Source organism: Herbidospora galbida, assembly GCF_005233835.1.
Taxonomy (GTDB): domain Bacteria; phylum Actinomycetota; class Actinomycetes; order Streptosporangiales; family Streptosporangiaceae; genus Herbidospora; species Herbidospora galbida.
Genome location: NZ_SZQA01000058.1, coordinates 17,274 through 34,820 on the forward strand (window position 1 = coordinate 17,274; position 17,547 = coordinate 34,820).

The 17,547-nt window shown below is 70.8% G+C and carries 18 protein-coding genes; 7 read left to right on the plus strand and 11 right to left on the minus strand.

Features of this window, described 5'->3' with window-relative positions; genetic code table 11:
* Positions 1-116: 116 nt before the first annotated feature.
* The 7 genes from FDA94_RS35905 to FDA94_RS35935 all read left to right on the plus strand — a co-directional run bounded on the left by FDA94_RS35905 (position 117) and on the right by FDA94_RS35935 (position 8,034).
* Positions 117-1,121: a LacI family DNA-binding transcriptional regulator gene (locus FDA94_RS35905; RefSeq protein ID WP_137251487.1), complete on the plus strand. Its 1,005-nt coding sequence runs from the start codon at positions 117-119 to the stop codon at positions 1,119-1,121.
* Positions 1,118-2,362, plus strand: coding sequence for an extracellular solute-binding protein (locus FDA94_RS35910; RefSeq protein WP_212735655.1), 1,245 nt, complete (start codon positions 1,118-1,120; stop codon positions 2,360-2,362). Before FDA94_RS35905 ends, FDA94_RS35910 begins: the two co-directional genes overlap by 4 nt.
* Positions 2,363-2,364: 2 nt before the next feature.
* On the plus strand, positions 2,365-3,294 hold the full coding sequence (locus tag FDA94_RS35915) for a carbohydrate ABC transporter permease (RefSeq protein ID WP_137251488.1): 930 nt from the start codon (positions 2,365-2,367) through the stop codon (positions 3,292-3,294).
* Positions 3,291-4,157, plus strand: a complete 867-nt coding sequence (locus FDA94_RS35920; protein ID WP_212735656.1) for a carbohydrate ABC transporter permease — start codon at positions 3,291-3,293, stop codon at positions 4,155-4,157. Before FDA94_RS35915 ends, FDA94_RS35920 begins: the two co-directional genes overlap by 4 nt.
* Before the next feature lie 11 nt (positions 4,158-4,168).
* Positions 4,169-5,659 (plus strand): glucoamylase family protein, encoded by a 1,491-nt coding sequence (locus FDA94_RS35925; RefSeq protein WP_212735657.1) that lies wholly within the window; start codon positions 4,169-4,171, stop codon positions 5,657-5,659.
* Complete coding sequence (locus FDA94_RS35930; RefSeq protein ID WP_137251489.1) at positions 5,656-7,371, plus strand: GH39 family glycosyl hydrolase; 1,716 nt, start codon at positions 5,656-5,658, stop codon at positions 7,369-7,371. The genes FDA94_RS35925 and FDA94_RS35930 overlap by 4 nt, the downstream gene beginning before the upstream one ends.
* Before the next feature lie 117 nt (positions 7,372-7,488).
* Positions 7,489-8,034 (plus strand): hypothetical protein, encoded by a 546-nt coding sequence (locus tag FDA94_RS35935; RefSeq protein ID WP_170991270.1) that lies wholly within the window; start codon positions 7,489-7,491, stop codon positions 8,032-8,034.
* A 44-nt stretch (positions 8,035-8,078) separates the two neighbouring features.
* On the opposite strand, the gene lipA is transcribed toward FDA94_RS35935, so the two are convergent.
* From lipA to FDA94_RS35990, 11 genes are all read right to left on the minus strand, one after another.
* Positions 8,079-9,008 (minus strand): lipoyl synthase, encoded by a 930-nt coding sequence (gene lipA, locus FDA94_RS35940; RefSeq protein ID WP_137251491.1) that lies wholly within the window; start codon positions 9,006-9,008, stop codon positions 8,079-8,081.
* A 21-nt stretch (positions 9,009-9,029) separates the two neighbouring features.
* Positions 9,030-9,998: a M48 family metalloprotease gene (locus FDA94_RS35945; protein WP_137251492.1), complete on the minus strand. Its 969-nt coding sequence runs from the start codon at positions 9,996-9,998 to the stop codon at positions 9,030-9,032.
* A 48-nt stretch (positions 9,999-10,046) separates the two neighbouring features.
* Positions 10,047-10,616 carry a GTP-binding protein gene (locus FDA94_RS35950; protein WP_137251493.1) on the minus strand — a complete coding sequence of 190 codons (570 nt, stop codon included), beginning with the start codon at positions 10,614-10,616 and terminating at the stop codon, positions 10,047-10,049.
* The gene (locus tag FDA94_RS35955; protein WP_137251494.1) at positions 10,597-10,956 is read right to left on the minus strand and encodes a DUF742 domain-containing protein; all 360 of its coding nucleotides are present in this window, start codon (positions 10,954-10,956) and stop codon (positions 10,597-10,599) included. Before FDA94_RS35955 ends, FDA94_RS35950 begins: the two co-directional genes overlap by 20 nt.
* Positions 10,946-11,347, minus strand: coding sequence for a roadblock/LC7 domain-containing protein (locus FDA94_RS35960; protein ID WP_137251495.1), 402 nt, complete (start codon positions 11,345-11,347; stop codon positions 10,946-10,948). Before FDA94_RS35960 ends, FDA94_RS35955 begins: the two co-directional genes overlap by 11 nt.
* Positions 11,340-13,568, minus strand: a complete 2,229-nt coding sequence (locus tag FDA94_RS35965; protein ID WP_170991271.1) for a sensor histidine kinase — start codon at positions 13,566-13,568, stop codon at positions 11,340-11,342. The genes FDA94_RS35960 and FDA94_RS35965 overlap by 8 nt, the downstream gene beginning before the upstream one ends.
* Before the next feature lie 252 nt (positions 13,569-13,820).
* A complete protein-coding gene (locus FDA94_RS35970) occupies positions 13,821-14,069 on the minus strand; it encodes a hypothetical protein (RefSeq protein ID WP_137251497.1) in 249 nt (82 codons plus the stop codon).
* A 52-nt stretch (positions 14,070-14,121) separates the two neighbouring features.
* A complete protein-coding gene (gene lipB / locus FDA94_RS35975; RefSeq protein WP_137251498.1) occupies positions 14,122-14,793 on the minus strand; it encodes a lipoyl(octanoyl) transferase LipB in 672 nt (223 codons plus the stop codon).
* The gene (locus FDA94_RS35980) at positions 14,790-15,539 is read right to left on the minus strand and encodes a Type 1 glutamine amidotransferase-like domain-containing protein (protein ID WP_137251499.1); all 750 of its coding nucleotides are present in this window, start codon (positions 15,537-15,539) and stop codon (positions 14,790-14,792) included. Before FDA94_RS35980 ends, lipB begins: the two co-directional genes overlap by 4 nt.
* Positions 15,540-15,596: 57 nt before the next feature.
* Entirely contained in the window at positions 15,597-16,490 is an 894-nt protein-coding gene (locus FDA94_RS35985) for a TIGR01777 family oxidoreductase (RefSeq protein ID WP_137251500.1), read from the minus strand.
* A 261-nt stretch (positions 16,491-16,751) separates the two neighbouring features.
* Positions 16,752-17,547 (minus strand): 2-oxo acid dehydrogenase subunit E2 (locus tag FDA94_RS35990; protein ID WP_170991272.1); only part of this gene is annotated, 796 nt, incomplete at its 5' end.

A 17,547-nucleotide genomic window follows, 5' to 3' on the forward strand; every position in this document is an offset into this window, starting at 1 on the left:
GGAGTCGTGGAAGCCCGCCGACCGGGGGCGTAGTTATAAAACCGTAATAAATCTCGGTGTGATCCCCCTTCGCGCGGGCAGTGGAAGCGCTTACAGCCCAGAGCGAGGGATGACGGGTGTCCGATTCGACGATCTACGAAGTCGCGCGTCTGGCCGGGGTGTCGATCGCCACGGTCTCCCGGGCGCTGCGCGGCACCGGGCCGGTGTCGGCGGCGACCCGCGAGAAGGTGCGGCGGGCGGTCGAGGAGCTGCGGTTCACGCCGAGCCGCCTGGGGGTGTCGCTGGCCGAGGGCCGCCACGCCGCCAACGGGATCGTCTTCCCCGACCTGTCCGGCCCCTACTTCGGCGAGGTCCTGCTCGGCTACGAGGAGGTCGCCGCCGATCTCGGCCGGTCGGTGCTGATCCTGTCGACGCGCGACAGGGCCGGGGTGCCGGAGACGGTGAAAGACCTGGCCACCCGGGTCGACGGGCTCGTCGTGTTCGGCCAGACGCTGCCCGACGCGCTGCTCACCGAGCTGGCCGACTCGGGGCTGCCGATGGTCATGCTGGCCCGCGACGCCCACCCCGGCACCGAGGCCGTGCGGAGCGAGAACGCAGGCGCCGCCGAGGCGCTGACCGTCCACCTGATCGCCCACGGGCACCGGACGTTCGCGCTGGCCGGCGGCCACGACGAGGGCGACGTCAGCCAGCGGTGGACGGCCGTCGCCCGGACCCTCGGCCACCACGGGATCACGGCGCCACGGCCGGTGGAGTGCCCGTACACGGTCGACGGCGGCTACGAAGCCGGGCTCGGCCTGCTGAAGAGCGGCCCCGACGTGGTCGTGTGCGCCGACGACCAGGTCGCGCTCGGCGTGATCCTGGCCGCCGAGGAGCTCGGGCTGCGGGTCCCCGACGACGTCGCCGTCACCGGCTGGGACGACATCATGGCCGCCCGCCACTCCCGGCCCGCCCTCACCACCGTGCGCCAGCCCCTGCGGGAGCTCGGCGCCGCCGCCGCCCGCCTTCTGGACGAACTGATCGCCGGGGCGGAGCCGAGCGACACCACGCGCGTTCTCGCCACCGATCTCGTCATCCGGTCGAGCTGTGGCGCCCATCAAGTGCACCCCCCGGAGGAACCGTGAAGAAGAAGTACGCCATGGGACTGCTCGCCGTCGCCCTCGCTGCCACCGCATGCGGCCGCGACTCCGGCGGGACCGCGGACGAGGCCCAGGCCGTCGACACCGCCAAGGCCAGCGGGACCGTCACCGTCTGGGCGATGGGCACCGAAGGGGAGAAGCTCGACGCCTTCGCGCAGAGGTTCGAGCAGGCCAACCCCGGCATCACCGTCAACGTCACGGCCCTGGGCTGGGACGTCGCCCACGACAAGATCACCGCCGCCATCGCGGGCAACGCCACCCCCGACGTCTCGATGATCGGCAACACGTGGATGGGCGAGATGGTGAAGACCGGCGCGATCGAGCCGACCCCGTCGGGCCTGGTCGACCAGAACGCCTTCTTCCCCGGCGCGTGGGGCACCGGCGTCATCGACGGCGCCGCCTACGGCATCCCCTGGTACGTCGAGACCCGCGCCTTCTACTACCGCACCGACCTGGCGAAGGACGCCAAGGCCCCGGCCACCTGGGACGAGGTCACCGCCTTCGCCAAGACGCTCAAGGACAACGGGGCCGACCTGGGCGTCGAGCAGAACTTCCGGATCGGCTCCTGGCAGGAGGTGGCCCCGCTGCTCTACCAGGCCGGCGGCGACTTCCAGGCCGACGGCAAGTGGACCCTCGACACCCCGGAGATGCTCCAGGCCCTCGAACACTGGGGCTCCTTCTTCAAGGACGGCCTCTCGGTCACCACCCAGCCCAACGGCGCCTTCCCGCAGACCTTCGTCAAGGGACGCGTCGGCGCCTTCTACTCCGGCCCGTGGATGATCACCTCGATGGAGCAGGAGGGCGGCGCCGGGTTCAAGGACAAGTTCACCGTCGCGCCCTATCCCAAGGGCCCGGCCGGCGGCACCAGCCTGGTCGGCGGCAGCAACATGGTCGTCTTCAAGGACAAGCCCAACCGCGACGCCGCCTGGAAGTTCCTGACCTGGCTGACCGACCCCAAGGTCCAGGCCGAGTGGTACACCACCGCGTCGGCGCTGCCCAGCGTCGAGGCCGCCTGGCAGGAGCCCGCCCTCACCGCCGACGAGCGCGTCCGGGTCTTCGGCGAGCAGCTCAAGGACGCCAAGGCCGCCCCGCCCGTGCCGACCTGGGAGCAGGTGGCCAAGGTCATGGAGGCCGAGCTGGAGAAGTACGCCCTCGGCAAGCAGGACTCCGCCACCACCGCCAAGCGGATGCAGGAGCAGGCCGAGCAGATCGGCACCGGGGCCTGATCATGGCTGTCACCCTGGAAAGACCGGCTCTCAAAGAGAAGCCGTCACTCAAGATCAGGAAACCCAGGAACTCCTGGGTGGCGTGGATCTTCGTGCTGCCGTTCGTCATCGTGTTCGTCGTGTTCTGGGCCGGGCCGCTGCTGGCCGGGCTCGGCATGAGCTTCACCGACATGCGCAGCACCGACGTCCGCGACCCGCTCGCCGTCGACGTCGTCGGCGTGGAGAACTACCTGCGGCTGTTCACCGACGACCTGATGCGCAAGGCGGCGCTCAACACGCTGATCTTCGTGGTGACCACGCTGCCGCTGACCATCGCGCTCGGCCTGGCCGCCGCCGTAGCGCTCAACTCGGGGATCTCCCGGCTGCCCGCCGCGTTCTTCCGGCTGGGCTACTACACGCCGTACATCACCAGCATCATCGGCATCGCCGTGGCCTGGCGGTTCCTGCTCGACCCGGACGCCGGGCCGGTCAACCAGTTCCTCGCCTGGATCGGGATCGACGGCCCCGCCTGGCTGTCGGACGAGCGCACCGCCCTGCCGGTGATCATCGTGATGACGGCCTGGCGGAGCTTCGGGTTCGACATGGTCGTGCTGCTGGCCGCGCTCCAGGGGATCCCGAAGGAGCTCTACGAGGCCGCCGACATCGACGGCGCCGGGCGCTGGCAGCGGTTCCGGTCGGTGACCGTGCCGATGCTGAAGCCCGCGCTGCTGTTCTGCACGGTCTACTCGTCGATCGGGTTCGCCCAGTTCATGGAGGAACCCCTGGTCATGACCAGGGGCGGCCCCGCCGGAGCGACCACGTCGGCGTCGCTGGCCATCTACAACCAGTTCGGCGCGGGCGCCTACGGCTACGCGGGCGCCGCCGCCACCGTCCTGTTCACCGTGATCGTCGCGCTGGCGCTCCTTCAGTTCCGGATCGGGAGGCGCTCGTGAAACGCCGCGCGTCGAGCTTCAAGGCAGATTCAGGGCGCGAGCCACGATCGGCCTTCGGCCGTTCGCGTCTCGCTTACGCGCTGCTCACCGCCGGGCTGCTCGTGGTGGTCTTCCCCTTCGTCTGGACGATGCTCGCCTCCTTCAAGCCCGAGGGCGAGATCCGGCAGAACCCGCCGACGCTGCTCCCGGCCGAGTGGACCACGAGCAACTACACCGGCCTGTTCGAGCGGATGAACATGGGCACCGCGTTCCTCAACAGCGCGATCGTCGCGATCGCCCTGGTGGTCGCGAACCTGCTGCTGTGCTCGATGGTCGGCTACGCCTTCGCCAAGCTGCGGTTCCGGTTCAGGAACACCCTGTTCGGCCTGGTGATGGTGCAGATGATGGTGCCGGCGATCGTCGTGATGGTGCCGCAGTTCGTGCTGATCGCGAAGCTGGGCCTGGTCAACACGTTCCTGGGGATCGTGCTGCCGTTCATCGTGGCGCCGCTCGGGATCTTCATGATGCGCCAGTTCATCGCCGACATCCCCGACGAGCTCATCCAGGCCGCCCGCGTCGACGGGGCCAGGGAGTTCCGCATCTTCTTCTCGATCGTGCTGCCGCTGTGCCGGCCCGCGCTCGCGACCCTGGGCCTGATCACGTTCATGACCTCGTGGAACAACTTCCTGTGGCCCGCCGTGGTGGCCCAGAGCGAGGACATGTACACCCTGCCCGTCGCGCTGGCCATCTTCAGCAACGCCCAGGCGACCCAGTACGGCCTGCTCATCGCCGGCGCCGTCGTGGTGGTCGCGCCCATCCTCCTGCTGTTCCTGTTCCTGCAGCGCTACTTCGTGCAGGGCATCGCCTCGACCGGACTCAAGTAAGGAACCCGCGCATGCGAATGGCGCTGGCCGTGCTGCTGGCCGTATCCCCGGCGGCACCCGCCCCCGACAACGTGCTGACGACCTACGCGAAGGACACCTGGAAGTCCATGGTGGCCATGGTCGACCCGGCGACGGGCCTGCCGGCCGACAAGATCGAGGGCACCCTCGACCCCGCCACGCGGGCGAAGGTGACCTCCCCGACCAACATCGCGACCTACCTGTGGAGCACGGTCGCGGCCCGGGACACCGGGATCATCTCGAAGCGGGAGGCCGAGCAGCGGGTCGTCAAGGTCCTCCAGAACGTACGGAAGCTGGAACGCCACGAGCCGACCGGCCAGTTCTTCAACTGGTACGACCCCCACACGCTCGCGCTCGTGACGACCTGGCCCGACAGCGGCGACCCGGTCGCCCCGTTCGCCTCCAGCGTCGACAACGGCTGGCTCGGCGCGGCCTTACTCATGATCCGCTCGGCCGTGCCGTCGGTCGCGCGCGACGCCGACCGGCTGGTGCGGAGCATGGACTTCTCGTCCTACTACGACCCGCAGGGCGCCGCCGCCCAGGGCACCGGCCTGCTCCGCGGCGGGTTCTGGCCGGTCAAGCCCGCGGGCTGCTCGGTGGAGTCCGACTACAACGACTCCGGGACGACCGTCTACTCGACCTGCCACCACTACGGCGCGATGACCGAGACCCGGATCACCTCCTACGTCGGCATCGCCCTCGGCCAGATTCCCCGCGCGCACTACTTCGGCATGCTGCGCACCCACCCGAACGACAACTGCGACTTCGGCTGGGCCGAGCAGCGGGCCGAGGGCTCGTGGCAGACCTTCGAGGGGGTCCGGGTCTTCGAGGGCACCTACGGCTACAAGGGCATGCGGCTGGTCCCGACCTGGGGCGGCAGCATGTTCGAGGCGCTGATGGTGCCGCAGCTCGTCCCCGAGGACGTGTGGGGCGCCAAGTCGTGGGGCCGCAACCACCCGGTCTACGTGAAGGCCCAGAAGACGCACGGCCTCGACGACGCCAAGTACGGCTACTGGGGCTTCTCCCCGTCGAACAACCCCGCCGGCGGCTACCGCGAGTACGGCGTCGACGCGCTCGGCATGGACACCGACGGCTACACCTCCGACCAGGAGCGCACCTCGGTCGACTACGGCTACGGCGACTGCCGCCCGGCCAAGCCCGAGCCCACGGCCTACGGCGACGGCGTGGTGACCCCGCACGCCTCCTTCCTGGCGCTGCGCTACGCGGAGAAGGACGCGCTCGACAACCTCGCCAAGATCAAGAAGGACTTCGACTCCTACGGCCCCGGCGGCTTCTACGACGCGGTGGCCGTGCAGAGCAAGACCGTCGCCCAGCAGTACCTCGCCCTCGACCAGGGCATGATCATGATCGCACTCGGCAACCGGCTGACCCACGACAAGCTGCGGGGCTACTTCGCCTCCCGCGACGTCGAGAGGGCTTTGAAGCCGGTGCTGTCGCAGGAGACCTGGGAGGTCCGTCCGTGAAGGCCCGTCGCGACTGGCAGGCTCGTATCCACCGTCCGTCGGGGGAGGTGACCACGGCGCCGGCCGTGGACCTTCCCCCGCCGGGGGGCCTGCGCGCCACCCCCGGCCGCGGCTGCGTGACTCTGACCTGGGAGCCGGTCCCGGGAGCGACCGGCTACACGGTCGAACGCTCGCCGTTCCGCGAGGGACCCTACGGGGTGACGAGCCAGCCCGACGTGGACGTCTCGGCGGTGCCGTCGTGCCGCTACGTCGACACGGGCCAGGACCCGTGCTGGTACCGGGTGTCGGCGGTCGGCGGCCCGGCGGGCTCGCCGGTGCACGGGTCGTCGGGCGGGTCGGGCGTGGCCAAGGTCGACATTTCCGGAAATGTCGCCCGGCAGCTCCCCAGACCATGGCGGTTCATGATCGGGTCGGAGCATCTGTCGTACATGTTCGAGGAGAAGGAACTCGTCGAGGCCCTCCGCCTGGCCCGCACCGAGCTGGGCGTGGCCACCGTCAGGGCCCACGCGATCCTGGACGAGGTCCGCGTCCTCGACGACGGCTACGACTTCTCCCGGGTCGACCAGATCTACGACACGATCACCGAGCTGGGCCTGAGCCCGATCGTCGAGCTGTCGTTCATGCCGGAGGAGCTGGCCTCCGACCCGTCGAAGACGGTCTTCGGCTACGAGGCGATCATCAGCCCCCCGAAGGACTGGGACGCCTGGGGCGACCTGGTCCGCGCCTTCACCCAGCACTGCGCCGACCGCTACGGCCTCCAGAAGCTCATCGGCGACTGGGCCTTCGAGGTCTGGAACGAACCGAACCTGGAGGTCTTCTGGTCCGGCACCCCGGACGACTACTTCCGCCTGTACGAGATCAGCGCCGCCGCCGTGAAGGACGTCCACCCGGACCTGAGAGTGGGCGGCCCCTCGTCGGCCGCGAACGGCTGGGTCGAGGAGCTGATCGCGAGGGGCCTGCCGGTCGACTTCGTCTCCACCCACACCTACGGCAACGCCCCCCTCGACTGGCGCCCCGCCCTGGAACGGCACGGCCTGGAAGGCACCCCGATCTGGTGGACCGAATGGGGCCCCACCCCCACCCACTTCCACGGCATCGGCGACGGCCCGTTCGGCGCGTCCTTCCTGCTCCACGGCATGAAGTCGGCGGCCGGACGGGTGGAGTCGCTGTCGCACTGGGTGGCCTCCGACCACTTCGAGGAACTGGGCCGCCCGCCGAAGCTGTTCCACGGCGGCTTCGGCCTCCTGAGCGTCGGCAACCTGCGCAAACCGCGCTGGTGGGCCCTCGAACTCGCCAACCGCCTGGGCAACGAGGAACTGGTCGCGAAGGTCGAGGGCGACGCCGGGGGAGTGGAGGTCTGGGCCGCCCGCCGCGCCGACGGCACGATCGGCATCCTCCTCTGGAACGGCACCCTCAACCAGTCGAAGGCCGACGGCGACCCCGACCTGTCCCGCACGGTGACCCTGACCATCGCCGACCTGCCCGAGGGCGACCACACGGTCACCCACCACCGCATCGACGAACGCCACTCCAACATCCGCGCCCACTGGCACGGCCAGACCGACTGGCCGACCGACGAGGAGTGGGAGACCCTGCGCGCGGCCAACGTCCTGGAGGAACTCACCCCACCGGTGACGGTGAACGGCTCGACCATCCGCGTGGCCTTCGACCTCCCGATGCCGGGCGTCTCCTACCTGGAGGTCGCTCCATGAGTCCGGGTCTTGACTGTCGGTGAGGTTCCCTCATCCTGGGGGTGACCAGCGTCGGCGACAGGGGGACCCATGCCAGCGGACGGCACTTCCACACCATCGCGACGCCGGGTCCTGGCCATGGCGGCCGGGACCGGGCTCGCGGCCCTCACGGCACCACTGGTGACCCCGGCGCCGGCCCGGGCGGCGCAGCACCTGTGGCGCTGGTGCTTCCAGTGCAGCGGCCTCTGGTTCTCCGGCAACGGCGGCAACGGCTACTGCCCGCTCGGCACCGGCCTCTTCGGCTGGGAACATCCCCACCGCAGCGCCGGCAGCGGCGACTACGTGCTCCGGTTCGTCGACGAGCCGGGCGCCGGGCAGGCTTCGTGGGTGTGGTGCCGTCTCTGCTCCGGCCTGTGGAGCAGCTCGGCCGACCCGTCCCACAGGAGGTGCCCGACCGGGAGCCTGCCGGGCGGCAGGCACGACTTCGTCAACTCCGGCCACTACAAACTGGAGGCGCTGCCCGACATGACCAACGGGCCCGGAGGGCAGGCCCAGTGGTTCATGTGCCGGAAGTGCGCGGCGCTGTTCTTCGCGGGCAACGGCCCGCAGGGGGTCTGCCCGGCCGGGGGTTCGCACGAGCACCAGGCCGGGGTCGGCTTCGAGCACGTACTCCGGCAGGTATGAGAACGGCCGGGGAGCAGTCCCCGGCCGTTCTCGTGCTGGCTGGTTCAGGCGCGGGCGCGCTGCTCGATCGCCTGCTGGTAGAGCTTCCCGGCCCGGTAGGACGACCGGACCAACGGCCCCGACAGCACGCCGGCGAAGCCGATCGCCTCGGCCTCGGCCTGGAGCTCGACGAACTCCTCCGGCTTGACCCACCGCTCCACCGGGTGGTGGCGGGGGGTGGGGCGCAGGTACTGGGTGATGGTCAGCAGGTCGGTGCCGGCCTCGTGGAGGTCGCGCATCGCCTGGACGACCTCCTCCCGCTCCTCGCCCATGCCGAGGATCAGGTTCGACTTGGTGACCATGCCGGCCTCGCGGGCCATCGTGATCACGCCGAGGGAGCGCTCGTAGCGGAAGGCGGGGCGGATGCGCTTGAAGATCCGCGGCACCGTCTCGATGTTGTGGGCGAACACCTCGGGCTTGGCCGAGAAGACCTCGGCCAGCTGGTCGGCGTTGCCGTTGAAGTCGGGCACCAGCAGTTCGACGCCGCAGCCGGGCAGCAGCGCGTGGATCTGCCGGGCGGTCTCGGCGTAGAGCCAGGCGCCGCCGTCGGGGAGGTCGTCGCGGGCCACGCCCGTCACGGTCGCGTAGCGCAGGCCCATCTGCTGGACCGACTCGGCGACGCGCCGGGGCTCGTCGCGGTCGTATTCGGCGGGCTTGCCGGTGTCGATCTGGCAGAAGTCACAACGCCGGGTGCACTGGTCGCCGCCGATCAGGAAGGTCGCCTCGCGGTCTTCCCAGCATTCGTAGATGTTCGGGCAACCCGCCTCTTCGCACACCGTGTGCAGACCCTCGCGGCGGACGAGGGATTTGAGTTCGGTGTATTCAGGGCCCGTCTTCAGCCGGGTCTTGATCCACGCTGGTTTGCGTTCGATCGGGGTCTGGCTGTTGCGCACCTCCAGGCGGAGGAGCTTACGGCCGTCAGGGGCAACACTCACCTTGACAGCTTATGCCCTCACTCAGGACAGCAGGCCAAGGCCCCTGACCGCCCGTTCGTAGTGGGTGCGCAGCTCCTGATCGACGTGCTCCGACTCGGTCAGCACGGCCAGCGGAGGGCCGGGGTCGCCGGAGGTCATCTCGCGCACCGCCGCCCGGTCGAGGGCGGCCCGGCGGATGGCGGTGACGTCCTCGCCGCGCAGCGCGGCGGCCTGCATCGGGGCCAGGTAGCTCCGGGAGGTGATCACTTCGGCGAGCTCGGCGATGGCGTCCGGGCCCGCGACGGCCGCCGCCGTCGCGGCGATCCCGGCCTCCGCGCGGGCCGTGCCCGCCCGGGTCAGCCGGTTCAGTACGGCTTCCGCCACCACCGCCGGCCATCCCACGATCCAGCCCAGCATCCGCCCCAACCAGCCGGCCGTCTCGTACGACGTCTTGGGCGCCCACGCCCCCAGCGTCATGGCCATCTCCAGGTGGGCCCGCTGCCGCACCTCGTTGGCGCCGAGCCCGAACAGGGCCACCTTGACCTCGGCCAGCGTCGCCTTGGCCCCGCCCACGATCACGCCGTCGTCGAGCCGGTCCTGCGCGCACGCCGTCGCCAGCAGGGCCACCCGCAGCGACGGCGACAGGGCCAGCCAGACGGGCAGGCCGATCGTCAGCACCGGCCGCCGCCGCAGGCCCACCCGCTCGTAGGTCGCGCCCAGCCCCAGGTCGTGGACCGCCACCAGCGGCCGGGGCACCCCTGCTTCGGCGGCCACCCGCGCCGCGAGGGCGTACAGGAAAGGGGCCTTGTCCTCGGGGAGGACGTCGGCGTCGCGGGGGACCCGCCCCAGGCGGGGCCGCAGCATGACGCCGACCGCGATCAGGAAGACGCCGAGCAGCCAGGCGGGGAGGAAACCGGGCGCGGCGGCGATCAGCGCGACGCCGATCGCCGCGAACGCGAACGTGAACAGGTGCACCCCGAGGGCCACCAGAACGGCCAGCACGCGAGACATGTCAGCATTGTGGTGATTCGGGGGCCGCGCTGTCATTCGCCAAAAGCGTCAGGCTCCGACCCGGGACATCTCCCGGGCATGGCGCACCAGGGTCAGCAGCACCTCCTTGACCGACTCCCGCTCGCGCGCGTCGCACGGCACGAGGGGCACGTGCCCGGGCACCGCCAGCGCCCGGCGGATCACCGCCGGGTCGTGGCGGCGGGCGCCGTCGAAGAGGTTGACCGCGACCATGTACGGGATCCGGCGCTGTTCGAAGAAGTCGACCGCCGGGAAGGCGTCGCCGAGGCGCCGGGTGTCGGCCAGCACGACCGCGCCCAGCGCCCCGATGGCCAGTTCGTCCCACATGAACCAGAACCGGTCCTGCCCGGGGGTGCCGAACAGGTAGATCCACAGGCCCTCGCGGAGGGTGATCCGGCCGAAGTCCAGGGCGACCGTGGTCGTCGTCTTGGCCTCCACGCCGCTGGTGTCGTCGACCCGGGCGCCGCGGTCGCTGAGCAGTTCCTCGGTGGACAGCGGCTGGATCTCGCTGACCGCCGAGACCATGGTCGTCTTGCCCACGCCGAACCCGCCCGCGATCAGGATCTTGATCGCGAGGGTGTCAGAGCGCGCGTAGTCCATTGAGCACTTCCTGGTAGATCCGCTCGTTCAGGACTCCGGCCGTCGCCGCCGGAGGGTCGATCGACACCAGTCCCTCGCGCCGCAGATCGCTGAGCAGTACGCGGGTGATGTTCAGGGGGAGCCGCAACCGGGTGCCGATGTCGGCCACCGTGGTGGGCCGCGTGGCGACCCGGAGTGCGGCGAGGTGCTCGGGGGAGAGGCCGGCCTGGTCGTACGGCATGCCGATCGTGGTCACCACGGCGATCACGTCGAAGGCCTCGCCCACCGGGCGGGCGCGTCCGCCGGTGACGGCGAACATCCGGACCAGGGGGCCTGGCTCCGGGTCCTCGTCAGCGGCCATGTACCGCCCTTGGCCGTGAGCTCAAGTGCTCCCCGACCCGCTTCACGAGCATGGTGAGCTCGTAGGTGACCACGCCCAGATCGGAGTCGGGGCTGGTCATGACGGCAAGCCGGGCGCCCTCGCCGGCGGCGGTGACGAACAGGAACGCCCCCTCGAGTTCGATGATCGTCTGGCGGACGTTGCCGACGCCGAAGCGCCGGCCCGCGCCCTGGGCCAGGCTGTGGCTCCCGGCCGCGATGGCGGCCAGGTGCTCGGTGTCCTCCCTGTTCAACCCCTGCGACCCGCCGATCGCCAGCCCGTCGGCCGAGAGCACCACCGCGTGCCGTACCCCCGGTACCCGCCGGATGAGGTCGTCGAGCAACCAGTCGAGTTCCCTGGCGAGATCAGCCATCGGTCCTGTCCTTCCCTATCCCCGTTTCGCGGCGGCCGCGTTCCCAGCCGCGCTGCATGGACGTCATCAGCCCGGCCCGCCGTTCGGCGGAATTCGCGTCTGCACCGGTCTGCTGTGGTTCCTGCGCTTGTGCATCCGGTCGGGGCGGCGCCTCGCCCCGCAGCGGCGCCGCCAGATGGGTCTGCGGGACCCGCTGCGGCAGTCCTTCCATGTCGAGGTCGTCCGGTACGACCGGCGGCGGCGCGGGCGGCGACGGCGGCAGCGGCGCGCGCCGGACCGGAGGCGGCTGCACGGGCGGCGGGGCCGAGGCGAAGTAGCCGGCGTGCCGCGCCTCCGGCACCGCCAGCAGGCTCGGCGGGATCATCACGATCGCGGTCACGCCCTCGTACGGCGACTTGCGCAGCAGCACCCGCACGCCGTGCCGGGCGGCCAGCCGGGCCACCACGAACAGGCCGAGCCGCTCGCTGTCGGCCAGGTCGAACTCCGGCGGCTCGGCGATCCGCCGGTTCAGCGCCTCCAGCTTGGCGTGGTCGAGACCGAGGCCGCGGTCCTCGATCTCCAGCGCGTAGCCGTTGGCGGCGATCTCGCCGCGGACGTAGACGCGGGTCCCGGGCGGGGAGAACACGGTCGCGTTCTCGATCAGCTCGGCGACCAGGTGCATCAGGTCGTTGACCGCCGAGCCCTGGACGGTCGGCGCCTGCCGCATCTCCTGGACCACGACCCGCGTGTAGTCCTCGACCTCGGTGACGGCGCCGCGTACCAGATCGAAGATCGGGACCGGCTCCCGCCACCGGCGCGACGGCGCCGCGCCCGAGAGGATGATCAGGTTCTCGGCGTGCCGGCGCATGCGGGTCGAGAGGTGGTCGAGCCGGAACAGGTCCTCCAGCGTGGCCGGGTCGTCGACCCGGTGCTCCATGACCTCCAGCAGCGACAGCTGCCGGTGCAGCAGCGACTGGTTGCGCCGGGCCAGGTTGAGGAACACCTGGCCGACGCTGCGCCGCAGCTCCGCCTGCCCGACCGAGGCCCGCACGGCCTCTCCGAGGACGTGGTTGAAGGCCCCTGAAACGTTCCTGACCTCGACCGTGCGGCCCTCGGCCACCTGCGGGGTCTCCTGGACCGGGTCGACCGACTCGCCCGCGCGCAGCCGCCGGACCAGGTCGGGCAGGCGCGAGCGGGCCACGTCGGTGGCGGTCGTCTCCAGGTCGCCCAGCTCGCGGACGAGACGGCGGCCGAACCGGACCGAGATCAGCACCGACACGACGACGATGATCAGGCCGACGCCCGTGATGAACGCCGTCCGCCACAGGATCGCGCTGACCCGCTGCCCGGCCGCGCCGAGCGCCCGGTCCATCGCCGCGCCGGTCAGGCGGTCGACCTCGGCGGTGACCTCGGTGCCGTTCTTGAGCCACTGCTGCAGGCCGTAGGGGAGTTCGCCGTCGGTCGGCACGAAGGCGGCGATGCGGTTCTCGCCCTCGGTCAGCGCGCTGTAGACGGGCTTGGCGTGCAGTTGCTCCAGCCCGGCCCGCACGTCGGGGTCGAGCGCCGCCGCCTCGTTGCGCAGCAGGAACCGGCGGCTGATCACCAGTTCGACGAAGGAGGCGTGCATGGAGGGGGCCAGGTTCTCGTCGGCGATGGCGTAACCGATGAGGCTCTGTTCCCGGGCCAGCAGGTCGAGCCCGAAGTCGAGCGAGTTCAGCGACCGGACCTGCGAGTACTGCTCGGGGGTGAGCCCGCCGTCCTTGGCCAGGCTGGAGGTGAAGTTGTAGATCTCGTCGACGAGGTCGCTGTAGACGCCGATGGTGGTCACCGCGGTGGAGACCCCTCCGTCGACCGAGCCCCGTACGGCCGCGAGCCCGTCGAGCCGGGCCAGCAGCAGCGGGGTCGTGCTCGGCAGGGTCGACGGGTCCTGTCTCGCCGTGGCCTCCCGGAAGCCGGCCACCGCCCGGTCGGTGTCGGCCCGCCGCTGGGACAGGTAGTCGCGGGCGCTCACGCGGGCGTCGCGGAGCGAGGCGACGCTGAATCGCCGCTCCTGCTGCAGGGCGTCGCGAAGGGCCTCCACGGGGCGCAGATAGGCCGTGTAGCGGTCGCCGGACCGTAACAGGCCGGTGGCCTCGGCGACCGAGGTGACGGCGACGTAGGCCCAGACGGCGGTCAGGGCCAGCAGGGGAACGACGAGCAGGGAGAACGCCTTAGACCTGATCGTGTCACGATTGAAACCCATGGCTCTCGTCTCGTTCAGAGCGACGTTCAGCGCCCCCGAACGCGTGCGGGAGCGCCCCATGGCGCCGCCCATGTTGGAGCAAGATAGTTACTTTCCGGCGTGATGTAAACAAAGGGAAACACGAGGACCAACGAGACGTCCACGTCCGCGATTTCCGTGGGCGTGATTGTGGCGCCGGTGTAACGGATCACGTTCTGGCGCGATGGGGCCCGGGTGAAGGGTTCCGACGGCGCCGCCGGCCGTCGTGGCCCTCTAGTCGACGAATCCCATTCGGCATTGTTCGAGCTGCCCCAGAATGAGCTTCACCCGCTGTTGAAGCCATTCCGCCGCCTTGGCCGCGCCCTCCGGGTCGTCGAGGTAGGCCACGTCGATCCCGAGTTCCAGCATGGCCCGCGCTTCGGCGGCCTGCGGGTCGCTCGGCGGGTCTTCGGTGGTGAGCTGGGAGAGCACGGCGATCAGGTGGTCCAGCATCGCGTCCGGACGAGGTTCGCCGTTCGTCATGATCGCAGTCTAGGCATGGAATGCGGCCACCTGGTGTTCCAATTCCAATGAGTTATTGCCGGCGTCCGAGCAATTCCTCTTCGAACATCGACACCGGTTCGGCGCCGAACGCGTCACCGAGTCGCTTCTCGGCGAACGGAATCACCTCGTCGACGGTGATGCGCCGCCCGGTCTCGGCCGACAGCGAGGTGACCCCCGCGTCGGGGATGCCGCAGGGCACGATCCGGTTGAACCAGCTCAGGTCGTTGGCGCAGTTGAGCGCGAAGCCGTGCATCGTCACGCCGCGCTGCACCCGGATGCCGATCGCGCCCAGGCGCCGGTCGGGGATGCCGTGGTGGGCCTCGCCGCGCACCCAGACCCCCGGCCGCCCCTCGACCCGCCCGGCGACCACGCCGAAGTCGGCGCACACCTGGATCAGGACCTCTTCGAGGAGGCGTACGTAGGGGATGACGTCGTCGATCTTCGCGATCGGGTAGCCGACCAGCTGGCCGGGGCCGTGCCAGGTGACGCTGCCGCCCCGGTCGACGTCGATGACGGGGGTGCCGTCGGACGGCCGGTCGTGGGGGCGGGTGCGCTTGCCGGCCGTGTAGACCGGCGCGTGCTCCAGGAGGAGGGCAGTGTCGGGCAGTTCGTCGGCGACTCGACGCCGATGGACGACCCGCTGCAGGCTCCAGGCCTGTTCATAGGGGACATCGACACCAAGTCGGACGATCGCCAGCCTCACACGTCAACTGTAGACGCGAGTCGACGTGGTTCGATACGGAACTCCTTGACCCCTTCTTCACCATCTCTTTCGATCCGGTACGCGTATCCGTTGGGGTCGACCGTCACGGCCTGGATGAACTCGGTCCCGACGTAGTGGAGCGCGACGCCCTCGTCGGCTGCGTAGCCGTCGGGCAGCTCGCCCGAGGCGACCGACCTCTGCAGCAGGTCACGGCGCTGGACGTCGCTGTTGTAGTGGACCCCGCACGAGAAGGGCAGCAGCCCGAGCCCCTCGGCCCACGGCCGCAGCTCCGGCCCGAACGAGTCGGTGTTGCCGCCCACGTGCCAGCACAGCGCGCCCGCGCTCTGGCCCGACAGCACGACGCCGGCGTTCCAGGCCTCCTCCATCGCCTCGTCGAGGCCGTGCAGCCGCCACAGGGCCATCAGGTTGGCGACGCTGCCGCCGCTGACGTAGACGGCGTCCTGCTCCAGCAGCCACTCGCGCGGGTCGGCGACGTTGGGCATCGGGAACAGCGACAGGTGGCTGAGGTCGACGTCGAAGGACCGGAAGGCCTCGTACATCTTCAGCAGCCAGTCGGGCTGGTCGCCGACCGCCGTGGCGATCAGGCCCAGCTTGGGCCGGTCGACGCCGGTCAGGTCGAGCACGTAGCGGAGCAGACCGGTGGCCTCCAGCGTCCCGAACCGCTCGGTCGGGCGGAACGACCCGCCGCCGATCGCGACGATGTGCGACTGCCCGCTGCGTCCCATGCTTCACTCCCGTGTCGTCGGCCAAATGAGGGGGCCCATGCTACGGGAGACGATCCCTCACCGCAGGGCGTCTGCCAGGGCTTCCTTGATCGTGGGATGCGAGAAGTGGTGCCCGGCCGCGGTCAGCCGCGCCGGCACCGCCCGCTGCCCCATGAGGATCCCCTCCTCGGCGAACCCGCCGACGGCCGTCTTCAGCACGAACCCCGGCACGGCCAGCGGCATCGACGGCCGCTTCAGCGCCGCCGCGACCTCCTTGGTGAACGTCTTGTTGGTCACCGGCTCGGGCGCCGTCAGGTTGACCGCGCCGTCGATGTCGGCCCCCAGCAGGAACCGCGCGGCGCTCACCCAGTCGGGCACCGAGATCCACGACAGGTACTGCTCGCCAGACCCGAGGGGGGCGCCCATCCCGATCCGGAAGATCGGCAGGATCTGCCCCAGCATCCCGCCCCGCTTGGACAGCACCACTCCCGTCCGCATGGTCACCACCCGCATGCCCGACTGCCTGGCGGGCTGGGCGGCCTCCTCCCAGGCCCCGCAGACGTCGGCCAGGAACCCCGCGCCGCGCGGCGCGGTCTCGTCGACGATCCGGTCGCGGGTGTCGCCGTAGTAGCCGACCGCCGACCCCGACAGCAGCACCGACGGCGGCTTGTCCATCGCGTTGAGCGCCCTGACCAGCGTCGAGGTGCCCATCCGGCGGCTCTCGATGACCGTCCTCTTGTACGAGTCGGTCCACCGGTGGTCGCCGATCCCCGCCCCCGCCAGATGGACGATCGCCTCCACCCCCGCCAGGTCGGCCGGGTCGAGCACCCCTCCAGCGGGGTCCCACTGGACCTGTCCGGGGCTCGTGGGCGGCCGGCGGACCAGCGAGAGCACCTCGTGGCCCGACTGCCGCAGGGAGGCGGTCAGCGCCGTCCCGATGAGGCCCGAGGCCCCCGTCACCGCGATCTTCATAACCACCCCTTCGTAGCGCGCCCCCGTTTGGTGACGTACCGGGCGCAGACTCGTTCAAACGTCCGCCCCCGAACCGGGGCGGGGGGAGATCATCATCGCCGACGTGAGGCCGTGACGGCGCGGGGCGGGAGCGGGCCGTCGGCGCCGGGTGCGGTGCGGGCGGAGGCGGCGGCCGGGGCCTTGGCGGGCGGAGCCGTAACGGAGCCGAATGCGAGAACCCCCGCCCGGCCGAGCGGCCGAACGGGGGTTCTGGAGTTGCGACTAGGCCAGGCCGAGCTGGCCCTCGAAGCGGCCCTCCTCGAGACGACGCTTGATCGTCGTCAGGAAGCGGGCGGCGTCGGCGCCGTCGACCAGGCGGTGGTCGTAGGTCAGCGCGAGGTAGACCGTCGAGCGGACCGCGATGACCTCGCCCTCGGGCGAGTCGACGACGACCGGGCGCTTCACGACGACGCCGGTGCCGAGCATGCCGACCTGCGGCTTGTTCAGGATCGGCGTGTCGAACAGGGCGCCGCGGCTGCCCGTGTTCGTCAGCGTGAAGGTGCCGCCGGCGATGTCGTCGGGGCTGATCTTGTTGGTGCGGGTGCGCTCGGCCAGGTCGGCGATCTTGCGGGCCAGCCCGGCGATGTTCAGGTCGCCGGCGCCCTTGACGACCGGGACGATGAGGCCCTTGTCGGTGTCGACCGCGATGCCGAGGTTCTCGACGTCGTGGTAGGTCACCTCGCCGGTCTCGTCGTTGATCACGGCGTTGAGCTTGGGGTGGACCTTGAGGGCCTCGACCGCCGCCAGCGCGAAGAACGGCAGGAACGACAGCTTGACGCCCTCGCGGGCCTCGAACGCGCCCTTGGCCCGGTCGCGCAGCCGCGCGATGCGGGTCACGTCGACCTCGACGACCGTGGTGAGCTGGGCCGTGGTCTGCAGCGAGTCGAGCATGCGGTCGGCGATGACCTTGCGCAGGCGGGACATCTTCTGCGTGGTGCCGCGCAGGGTGGTGTCGACCTGGATCGGCGCGGGGGCGGCCGCCGCGGCGGGGGCCTGCTGCGCCGGCGCGGCCGGAGCG

Bases quoted from the DNA above. Each gene is read 5' to 3' on its own strand.
- FDA94_RS35915 (WP_137251488.1), top strand. From the start codon at position 2,365: ATGGCTGTCACCCTGGAAAGACCGGCTCTCAAAGAGAAGCCGTCACTC.
- FDA94_RS35925 (WP_212735657.1), top strand. From the start codon at position 4,169: ATGCGAATGGCGCTGGCCGTGCTGCTGGCCGTATCCCCGGCGGCACCC.
- FDA94_RS35935 (WP_170991270.1), top strand. From the start codon at position 7,489: ATGGCGGCCGGGACCGGGCTCGCGGCCCTCACGGCACCACTGGTGACC.
- FDA94_RS35945 (WP_137251492.1), bottom strand. From the start codon at position 9,998: ATGTCTCGCGTGCTGGCCGTTCTGGTGGCCCTCGGGGTGCACCTGTTC.
- FDA94_RS35950 (WP_137251493.1), bottom strand. From the start codon at position 10,616: ATGGACTACGCGCGCTCTGACACCCTCGCGATCAAGATCCTGATCGCG.
- FDA94_RS35955 (WP_137251494.1), bottom strand. From the start codon at position 10,956: ATGGCCGCTGACGAGGACCCGGAGCCAGGCCCCCTGGTCCGGATGTTC.
- FDA94_RS35960 (WP_137251495.1), bottom strand. From the start codon at position 11,347: ATGGCTGATCTCGCCAGGGAACTCGACTGGTTGCTCGACGACCTCATC.
- FDA94_RS35965 (WP_170991271.1), bottom strand. From the start codon at position 13,568: ATGGGTTTCAATCGTGACACGATCAGGTCTAAGGCGTTCTCCCTGCTC.
- FDA94_RS35970 (WP_137251497.1), bottom strand. From the start codon at position 14,069: ATGACGAACGGCGAACCTCGTCCGGACGCGATGCTGGACCACCTGATC.
- FDA94_RS35980 (WP_137251499.1), bottom strand. From the start codon at position 15,539: ATGGGACGCAGCGGGCAGTCGCACATCGTCGCGATCGGCGGCGGGTCG.
- FDA94_RS35985 (WP_137251500.1), bottom strand. From the start codon at position 16,490: ATGAAGATCGCGGTGACGGGGGCCTCGGGCCTCATCGGGACGGCGCTG.